General features: G+C 70.6%; 8 protein-coding genes and 1 pseudogene. 8 read left to right on the forward strand and 1 reads right to left on the reverse strand.

What is annotated here, in order from left to right:
* Window positions 1-94: 94 nt before the first annotated feature.
* Window positions 95-343: a DUF5522 domain-containing protein gene (locus tag ACFHWS_RS15405; protein WP_416555750.1), complete on the reverse strand. Its 249-nt coding sequence runs from the start codon at window positions 341-343 to the stop codon at window positions 95-97.
* A gap of 79 nt (window positions 344-422) precedes the next feature.
* Between ACFHWS_RS15405 and ACFHWS_RS15410 the strand changes: the two genes are divergently transcribed.
* The 8 genes and pseudogenes from ACFHWS_RS15410 to ACFHWS_RS15445 form a co-directional block, all read left to right on the forward strand.
* Window positions 423-1532 carry a TRM11 family SAM-dependent methyltransferase gene (locus ACFHWS_RS15410; RefSeq protein ID WP_416568405.1) on the forward strand — a complete coding sequence of 370 codons (1110 nt, stop codon included), beginning with the start codon at window positions 423-425 and terminating at the stop codon, window positions 1530-1532.
* Between the two features lie 267 nt (window positions 1533-1799).
* A complete protein-coding gene (locus tag ACFHWS_RS15415; RefSeq protein ID WP_416555752.1) occupies window positions 1800-2468 on the forward strand; it encodes a class I SAM-dependent methyltransferase in 669 nt (222 codons plus the stop codon).
* Complete coding sequence (locus ACFHWS_RS15420) at window positions 2465-3955, forward strand: class I adenylate-forming enzyme family protein (protein WP_416568406.1); 1491 nt, start codon at window positions 2465-2467, stop codon at window positions 3953-3955. Before ACFHWS_RS15415 ends, ACFHWS_RS15420 begins: the two co-directional genes overlap by 4 nt.
* Window positions 3952-4776 (forward strand): alpha/beta fold hydrolase, encoded by an 825-nt coding sequence (locus ACFHWS_RS15425; protein WP_416568407.1) that lies wholly within the window; start codon window positions 3952-3954, stop codon window positions 4774-4776. The genes ACFHWS_RS15420 and ACFHWS_RS15425 overlap by 4 nt, the downstream gene beginning before the upstream one ends.
* 73 nt (window positions 4777-4849) lie before the next feature.
* Window positions 4850-5875 carry an ATP-grasp domain-containing protein gene (locus ACFHWS_RS15430; protein ID WP_416555755.1) on the forward strand — a complete coding sequence of 342 codons (1026 nt, stop codon included), beginning with the start codon at window positions 4850-4852 and terminating at the stop codon, window positions 5873-5875.
* Window positions 5872-7035, forward strand: a complete 1164-nt coding sequence (locus tag ACFHWS_RS15435) for an AMP-binding protein (RefSeq protein ID WP_416555756.1) — start codon at window positions 5872-5874, stop codon at window positions 7033-7035. The genes ACFHWS_RS15430 and ACFHWS_RS15435 overlap by 4 nt, the downstream gene beginning before the upstream one ends.
* A 5-nt stretch (window positions 7036-7040) precedes the next feature.
* Complete coding sequence (locus tag ACFHWS_RS15440) at window positions 7041-8444, forward strand: MFS transporter (RefSeq protein ID WP_416568408.1); 1404 nt, start codon at window positions 7041-7043, stop codon at window positions 8442-8444.
* A gap of 283 nt (window positions 8445-8727) precedes the next feature.
* Window positions 8728-9270 (forward strand): annotated as a pseudogene (locus ACFHWS_RS15445) (hypothetical protein); the annotation flags it as partial.

The following is a 9270-nucleotide window of genomic DNA, read 5'->3' on the forward strand; positions in this document are numbered from 1 at the left end:
AAGGCGGATTGTTCGTCGCACACCGTACGGGTTCCGCCGCCGCCGCGAAAGCCCGCCACCCGCACCGACCGCGCCGCGTAGGAATTCCCCGGAATCACCCCAGATACGGGCAGTGCCGGCAACCCTGGCCACAGCAGGTGCCCCGGTGGGCCAGGAACGCCGCGGTCAGCACGAACAGCCCGGTGCCCGGATCCAGGTAACCGGCCTCGCCGGCGTCGAGCGCTGCCGCGTGTGCGGCCAGCACCGCCGCCCGGTGCGGGTGATCGGCCGGCAGCCGCGCCAAATGCGGTTCAGTGAGCGGGCGGTCCGCCAGCGGCAGACGCCGCCCCCGCTGCCGTGCCATGCCGGTGACCTTACGCAGGCCGCCGGTGTGGTAACACTCGTGGGTCCCACCCGCACCCGCCTGACCGAATGGACCGCCGATGACCGCGTACGCCCTGCTGATCCACCCGTCGGCGAACCGGGTGTACGCCGAGTCGGCGGTCGGGCTGGCCGCCGCTGAGCTGACCGTCTTCGGCGACAGAGCTCTCGACGGCCGGCTCGCCGACATCACGATCACCACGATCGGCGGGCTGCCGTACGTCACCTTCACCGGTGTCGATCTGACCGACCGGGACCTGTCCGTGCTGGCCAACCTGTCCGCCCGGTACGCGTTCTTCGCCCGCGACGGCGACCTGCTGCGGCCACTGGAGGTGACCGGCCGGGACCGCTTCGACAGCGACCTGATCACCATCCCGAAGTACGCCGGCAAGACCAATGAGCAGTTCACCAGACTGCTGTTGAACGTGACCGCGCTGGCCACGACCGACCGGGCCGGTGCCGCTGGGACCGGCGGGACCAGCGGGACCAGCGGGACCGCCGTTACCGTCGGAGCGGCGGCCGGGCCGCTCGGCCCGGACTCGCCGCCGCTGCGGGTCCTCGATCCGATGTGCGGCCGGGGCACCACGCTCAACCAGGCGATGATGTACGGCTGGCACGCCGCCGGGGTGGAGATCGACGGCAAGGACTTCGAGGTGTACGCCAACTTCATCCGTACCTGGTTGAAGCACAAGCGGCTCAAGCACTCGGCCGAGATCACCCCGGTGCGGCGCAACCGGGCCGTACTGGGCCGACGGCTGGCGGTCACCCTGGCGGCCAGCAAGGACGACCACCGGGCCGGGCGAATCGTCGACCTGACGATGGTGCACGCGGACACCCGCCGCAGCCGGCAGGTGTTCCGGGCCGGCAGCTTCGACGCGATCGTCACCGACGCGCCGTACGGGGTGCAGCACGGCACCCGCGGTCAAGCGGGCCGGTTGACCCGCGATCCGTTGGGTCTGCTGGCTGAGGCGTTGCCGGAGTGGGTGGCCCTGCTGCGCCCCGGCGGGGCGCTCGGTATCTCCTGGAACACCCTGGTCGCCGCCCGCGACGATCTGGCCGCGCTGCTGGTCAAGGCGGGCCTGGAAGTGGCCGACGGTCCGGGGTACGGCGGCTTCGCCCATCGGGTCGACCAGGCGATCGTCCGGGACCTGATCGTGGCCCAAAGAGCCTGACAAACGCAGATTACTGACACGATCGACAGTTCGTCAAAAACGGACAACACGATCGACAATGTGACCAGCATCACACTTTGATATTGACCGATCTCTTCATTGCTCCGCCACTCCTTGATACTTTCTGAATAGCGCATGCCGGCAAGCAGATACGCGCACCACAGGAATCACCATCCGACAATGTGTCGGCTCAGCAGAACACCGTATATCCAGCATCCGATGCCAGTGCCACAAAAACGTCGACCGGTGACCCACGGGGGGATTATCGTGACCTTCGAGCTGTGGAATCCCACTACCTACGATGCACTGCGGCGTCAACTCATCCCGTCGTTCGACCTGTTGTACGACAGCGCGTCCAGCGCGGTACAGATGTCGGTGCCGGGCCACGCACGGATCCTGGATCTGGGCGCAGGGACCGGGCTGCTCAGCGCAGCGCTGATCGCCCGCATCCCCGAAGCAACGATCACTCTCGTAGACCATTCCGAGCGGATGCTCGCACAGGCAAAACAACGGTTCAACAGTGCTCATCAAGTCAGTTTTTCCGTTCAGGGACTGATGGATCCGCTGCCGACAGGACCATACGACGCAGTTGTTTCCGGCCTAGCTATCCACCACCTCGAGCATCACGAAAAACAAACGCTGTTCGGTCGCCTACCCGGCATTTTGCGGCCGGGTGGGATCTTCGTCAACGTCGAGCAGGTCCTCGCGCCCACACCGCGACTGGAGCAGATGTACGACCGGCAGCACGAAGACCACGTACACACCGCCGGAACGCCTGCCGACGAATGGGCGGCCGGCCGCGAACGGATGAAGCACGACATCTGCATCGACGTCGAAACTCAACTCGGCTGGCTCCGCGCCGCCGGCTTCGACACCGTGGACTGTCTGACCAAGGACTGGCGATTCGCCACCTACGCCGGGTGGCTGGCGTCGTGACCGCTGCCGGGCTCTACCAGGCCGTCCGCGAGGTGGCCAGCCGTCGACCCGAGGCCGTGGCGGTACGCACCACCGGCGGTGCGTTTGTGACGTACCGCGAACTCGTCGAGACGACCGACCGGGTCGCCGCCGGCCTCCCCGCGCACGGCGTCGCTGCTGGCGACACCGTCGCCGTGGTGCTGCGCAACAGCATCGGGTACGTCTGCCTGATCCTGGCGGTGGCCCGGCTCGGTGCCCGCTACGTACCGCTGATGGCGAACTTCGACGACGCCGGGGTGCGGACCGCTCTCGACCGGGCACGCCCCGCCCTGCTGGTCACCGACGGGCACCGCCGGATCCCCGCCGACGGCCCGGCCACTGTCGACCTCGACACGCTGACCGCCCCGACGCCCCGGCCAGAGCCCACCGCGCAGCCCACCGCGGACTCCACCGCCTCGGCGGCCACCGCCATCTTCCGGCTACTGTGGACCTCCGGTTCGACCGGCTTTCCGAAGATGATGGCCTGGCGGCAGGACCGCTTCGTCGCCGAACGGCGCCGCTGGCTGGCCGACACCGGGATCCGTCCCGACGACGTCTTCTTCTGCCGTCACACCCTCGACGTGGCACACGCCACCGACCTGCACGTGTTCGCGGCACTGCTGTCCGGCGCGCAACTGGTGCTCGCCGACCCGCACACGCCGACCGGCACGCTGCTGACCCAACTAGCCGCCCACCAGGCGACCGTGACCAGCGCCCTGCCGCAGCACTACGCCGACCTGGTCGCCGCCGCCCGGCGCCAGGGCCGGTTCCCGCTGCCGGCGCTGCGCCGCCCGCTGTGCGGTGGTGCCTATCTCAGCCCGACGATCGTCCGGGACGCCGCCGACGTGCTCGGCGTACACATCCGGCAGATCTACGGCTCGACCGAGTTCGGCCTGGCGCTGGGCAACATGGACGACGTACCGCAGACCGGCACCGCCATGGTCCCGGTCCGTGGGGTCGGCACCCGGCTGGAACCCTTCATGCCCGGCCACCCCGACGTCGGGGAGCTGGTCCTCTACTCGGACTGCACCAGCGAGGGGTACGTCAACGCGCCGCAAGCCAACGCCCGTACCTTCCGCCGGCCCGAGTTCTGGACCGGGGACGTTGCCGAACGCACCCCACGGGGCGGCTACCGAATCCTGGGCCGGGTGTCCGAGACGCTGGCCACCCGGGACGGGCCGATGCTGGCACCGGTGCTCGACGAGCAACTCGCCACGGCCGAGGCAGTGGCACAGGCCGTCAGTCTGGCCGTGCACCCCGGCGACTACCGCGACGCGGTCGCCGTGGCCGTCGCCCCGGCAGACGGGCACTCCGACGACGAGGCCGTCAAGGCCGTCGAGGAACTGCTCGCCCGGCACGGGCTGACCGGATCGGTGCACCTCGTCGCCGCGATGCCCCGTACCCCGGTCGGCAAGATCGACAAACCGTTGCTCCGCACCCGGCTCGGGCTGGCGGGGGGCAGCCGATGACCCGGCACCCGGACCGCGGCCACGGACCGGCCCTGGTCACGCGCGGACACGGACCGACCCTGGTCATGGTGCCCGGGCTGGCCGCCACTGCCGGGTTCTTCGCCGAGGCGGTGGCCCGGCTCGCCACCCGGCACCGGGTGGTCGTCGTCGAACTGCCCGGACACGGCGACAACGCCACCGCCGACCGACCGGCCAACCTCACCCGCGCCGCCGAGGACCTGCACACCACCATCGAGAAGCTCGACCTGACCGACGTCACCCTGCTGGGCTGGTCGCTCGGCGCGACCGTGGCCTACGGCTACCTGGAGCAGTTCGGGGTTGCGCGGATCCGGGCCCTGGTGTCGGTCGAGCAGACCCCACGGCTGCTGCGTGACGACGACTGGCCGTACGCGGCCTTCGGCAACCTCGACGCCGCCGGGGCCGACGCCGTCCTGGCCAGCGTGACCGGCGACTACCCCGTCTTCGCCGCCGGGCTGATCCGCGGCTCGTTCGCCGCCGGCACCGAGCCCGACCCGGCGACGCTGGCCGGCCTCATCGACCAGACCCGCCGGTGCGACCCGGACGCCGTACGGGCGCTGCTCGCCGAGGCGCTCGCCGTGGACTGGCGCGAGCGACTGCGCCGGATCAGCGTACCGACCCTGCTCGTCCACGGAGCGCACAGCCAGGTCTACCCCGGCGACGTCGGCGAGTGGCTGCGCTCGGCGATACCGGCGTCCCGGCTGGAGGTGTTCACCGGCAGCGGCCATCTGCCGTTCGTCGAGGAACCTGACCGGTTCGCGGACCTCGTGTCGACCTTCGTCGACCACCCGGTGGCCACCTGAGCCATCCGCCCGGGACCCAGCCGACGCGGACCCACCGGCCGAGGACCCGCACCACACCGCAAGGGAGAGGGCATTGACCGATCGCACGGCCGCGCCCAGTACGGCGCGGCGCCTCAGCTGGATCTACCCCGACCGGGGCACCGCCTGGCTACGGCAGGCCGAGCAGGACGCGGTCTGGGGGCCGTACCAGGAAATCGCCGCCGACCTGGGCCTTGAGTTCACGGTGAACAAGCCCGAGGAGGTCGCGGTCGACGCGACCGACCCGGGCCAGCCCAGAGTCTGGCTCAACGGTGCGCCGGTCACCCCGGCCGACACCATCTTCGTCACCTCGCTTTACTCCCTGCCGCACCAGACCCAGGACGTGTGCAACCAGGTGTTCCTGTTCACCATCCTGGACCGGCTCGGCTTCTACCTGCCGATCCCACCAGCACTGTCCTACATCGGCGAGGACAAGCTGGCCAGCGTGGTGCACCTGGCTGGCAGTCCGATCCCGCTGCTGCCGACGATCCGGGTGGGCAGTGGTCGGGAGGCGATGGTCGGCCGCAGCGACGCCGCGCTCGCCGCGCTGCCGTTCCCGTTGATCGTCAAACCCGCCTACTGGGGTATGGGCCTGGGCATCTCGGTGGTGCACAACATGAACGACCTGAAAGGTCTTATCGGACTCGCCGGTGGCTCGGACACCGCGCTGGTCGCCCAGCCCTACCTCAAGGTGGTACGCGAACAGCGGGTGTACGTCGTCGACGGGCAGGCACACACCGTGCTGTACGGCTACAAGGACGGCTACTGCCTGGCCGTCACCAAGGCCAGCGGCGGCCGACACGAACGCGGCTACTCCGCTCTGCCGCCGGAGCTCGCCGACACCGTCGCCTACGTCGCCGAACGGCTGCCCACGCCGTACTTCACGCTGGACTTCCTCTTCGACGGCGAGCGGCACTGGGTATCGGAGATCGAACTCGACGGCGCGGTCGCGTTCAACGGCATTCCCGAGCAGGACGCCGCCGCCCGGGCGATCGTGCGGGCCCGGTTCGAGGCATACCTCGCCGGATTCGCCCGTTGGCACGCCGCCGGTGACGACCAGTCGCGCCGGCGGCCGGGGTGATCGGCGCGGTGCCCTGGGACGCGCTGCGCGACCAGGCCCGACGCAACGCCGCCGCCGGTGCCCCGGCCGTGCCGGACACCGCCGCCGGACTCGCAGACCTGCCGGTCACCGGACCGGACGAAATCTTCGCCGTCTCGCACGCGGTGACCCGACGGACCGGTGCGCTGCTGCTGTCCAGCGGCGGCACCACCGGGCAGCCCAAGCTCACCTATGTGGCGTACCACCAGGCCCTCGACCGGCTGCTGCGGCAGTGGCGACCGCTGGTCGGCGGTGACCTCCTGCTCAACCTGTTCACCCCCGGCCGGCTATGGGCGTCGCACTACTACATGCAGGAGCTGGCCGGACGCTGCGGCGCCGACGTGGCACCGTTCGGTCCGATCACCCCGGAGGAGGTCGACGGCTGGCTGCCGACCCTGCGTCGGCTCGGCGGCAACGCGGTAGCCGGCACCCCGACGGCCCTGGCCGACCTGGCCCGGGGCGTACTCGACGCGGGCGCGGCCACCCCGATCGAGAAGATCATCTGGATGGCCGAGCCGTGGACCGAGGAGAAGGCGACCATCGTGCGGAAGGCGTTCCCGCAGGTCCAGCTCTGGGGCAACTACGGCTCGGTCGAAACGTACGTCATCGCCACGAACACCCCGGCCTGCGACCCCTCGGTGCTGCACCTGATGCCCGACCAGGTGCTCGAGCTCGACGACGCCGGCGCCCTGCTGTCCAGAGTTGGTGACGGCTGGACGGTGCCGACTGTGCGGTACCGGCTCGGCGACCGGGTCGCTGCGGCGGCCTGCGGCTGCGGCCGACCGGACGCGCTGCGGGTGCTGGGCCGCGCCGACGACGCGATCAAGCTGCACGGCGCGCTGGTCGGCATCGGTACGGTGCTGGACATCGTCCGCGCCGCACCAGGAGTACGCGACGCACAGCTGCTGCTGCGGCGGCGGGCCGCCGGCGAGCGCCACTCGGTCAGCGCGGTGACCGTGCACTACACCGGAGACGCCGACCCGGCGGCGGTACGCACCCGGCTGCTGCACCAGTTCTACGACCTGGGCGTCATCGTCCAGCACCATCCCACAGCGGTCGCTGTCGAGCAGGTGCCGCGGCTGCGCCGGGTGGACCGCACCAACAAGATCCCGCCGATGATCTGGCTGGAACCGAGCGAATGACGACCGTGAGCGAGCCGAAGCTGCTGGCGAAACTGCGCGGCAACCCGTGGGCGGTGCTGGCCGTCCTGTCGCTGGCGTACTTCCTCACCCAGCTCGACGTGGCGGTGCTCGCCGTCGCGGTGCCGAGCATCATGGCCGATCTCGACGCGTCCGCCGACCAGGTGGTGTGGTCGCTGAGCGCCTACATCTTCCTGCTGGCGATGGCCCTGATCACCGCCGGCCGGCTCGGTGACCTCCACGGTCGGCGGCGGATCTTCCTGCTCGGGGTCGCCGTCTTCACCGTCGCCAGTGTCGCGGCGGGCCTGGCGCAGGGGCCCGGCCAGCTGATCGCCGCCCGCGCGGTCCAGGGCCTCGGCGCGGCGCTGCTCACCCCGCAGACCCTCGCCCTGCTGATGGAGGCGTTTCCCCCGGACCGCCGGGGCACAGCGTTCGGCATCCGGGGGGCGGTCGGCGGAATCGCCGCGATCAGCGGACCGGCCGCCGGCGGGGTGCTGGTCAGCACCCTCGACTGGCGGTGGATCTTCTGGCTGAACCTACCGCTCGGGTTGCTGATGCTCGTAGTCGGCCGGCTGGTGCTACCCGAGGTCGCGCAACGCGTCCGCCGCCGGCTCGACGTGCCCGGTGTGGTGCTGGCCTCAGCGGCGTTGTTCTGCCTGGCGTTCGGCATCAGCCAGGGCGAACGGTACGGCTGGAACGCCGGCATCTGGGCGACGCTCGGCGGGTCCGGGCTGTTCGTGGCGGCCTTCCTCACGCAGCAGCGCCGCCGTCAGGACCGGGAGCCGCTGGTGCCGTTCGCGCTGTTCCGGCGGCGCAACTTCCCGCTGATGAACGGCTTCTCGCTGACCACCTCCGGCACCGTCATCGGCCTGGTGCTGGTGCTGTCGCTGTACTTCCAGCAGGTGCTCGGCCTCGACGCGTGGGCCGCCGGGCTGATGATCGTGCCGGCGTCACTGTTCTCCACCCTGCTCGACCCGGTGGCCGGCAAACTCGCCGACCGGGTCCAGGGCCGCTACCTGCTGCTGGTCGGGGCGGCGGCCACTGTCGCCGGCATGGCGTGGGCGGCGATCGAGATGCGCGACGGTGCGACGTGGACGGCGTTCGTCGCCCCGATGTGCGTCATCGGTGTCGGCAACGCGTTCCTGTTCACCCCGCTGGCGGTGGTCGCGTTGTCCGACGTCGAACAGCAGCAGGCCGGCGCCGCGTCCGGGGTGCTGATCACCTCGTTGCAGATCGGTTCGATGCTGGGTGCCGCAGCCGTCGGCACCCTGCTGCACAGTCAGATCGGCGAGGTCGTCACCGTCGGGGCGGCCCGCGCGGCGATGCTGCTGCTGGCCGGGGTGGCCGTGCTGGGCGGTATCTCCTGCCTGGTCGCCGGCCCGAACCTGACCAGGACGACATCGAAACCGTGACGGCGGTCGTCCCCGACCATGAACCGTTCGACCGTCGCTGCCGGCCAGCGACGGGATCAGCTCGAGGGAACCGTCACTGTCGTCACATCGGCCCTGGGACAACCATGTGGGTTCCCTCGGCGGCAGGACAGTGACCGGTGCCCTCGTCTCCCGCCACTATAAACATATAGCGCACAGGGGGTCTTGCGGCAAGACCCGGGTCGTCGCGCACAATCGCGTTCCTACGCCAGTTCTCCGGCATTTACCGGCCGCTGGACGCTGCGTTTCTTCCGCCGACCCGAGAATGGAGCTGATCGAGGTGCGCCCGCTGACCACCAGCGCTTTCGATCTCCCCGACCGGCTGCACGCCAAGGCCGACCCGAAACTGATCGCCGACGACGAGCGGCATTTCTCGGCCGTCGCGCACCGCCTCGACCAACTGGCCACCGACCTTTCGGAGCGGCTAGACGCGGCCCGTAAGGCACCGGCCGGCGGGGGCCGGCGGGCGGTGGACCGCGACCAGGAGGTCCGCCGGCTCACCGTACGGCTGGGGGCGCTGCGCCGGTTCGGCCTCGACCTGTGCCTCGGCCGGATGGTCCCCGACGCCGGTGGCGGCACCGACGACCGTTCAGACCCGGTGTACGTCGGACGGCAGGGGCTGACCGACGACGCCGGCCGCCAACTGCTGCTCGACTGGCGCTCCCCCGCCGCCGAGCCGTTCTTCGGCGCCACCCACGCCGACCCGATGGGCCTAGCCAGCCGTCGGCGTTACCGGTGGACGATGGGCGTGGGATTACCGTGCGGTCGAGGCGCAGGCGCGTTGCGACGGGAATCGTCTGCGACCGAA

Source organism: Micromonospora sp. LOL_013, from assembly GCF_048060315.1.
Lineage (GTDB): Bacteria > Actinomycetota > Actinomycetes > Mycobacteriales > Micromonosporaceae > Micromonospora_E.

Coding starts and splice junctions, on each gene's coding strand:
- ACFHWS_RS15405 (WP_416555750.1), bottom strand. CDS start 343: ATGGCACGGCAGCGGGGGCGGCGTCTGCCGCTGGCGGACCGCCCGCTC.
- ACFHWS_RS15410 (WP_416568405.1), top strand. CDS start 423: ATGACCGCGTACGCCCTGCTGATCCACCCGTCGGCGAACCGGGTGTAC.
- ACFHWS_RS15425 (WP_416568407.1), top strand. CDS start 3,952: ATGACCCGGCACCCGGACCGCGGCCACGGACCGGCCCTGGTCACGCGC.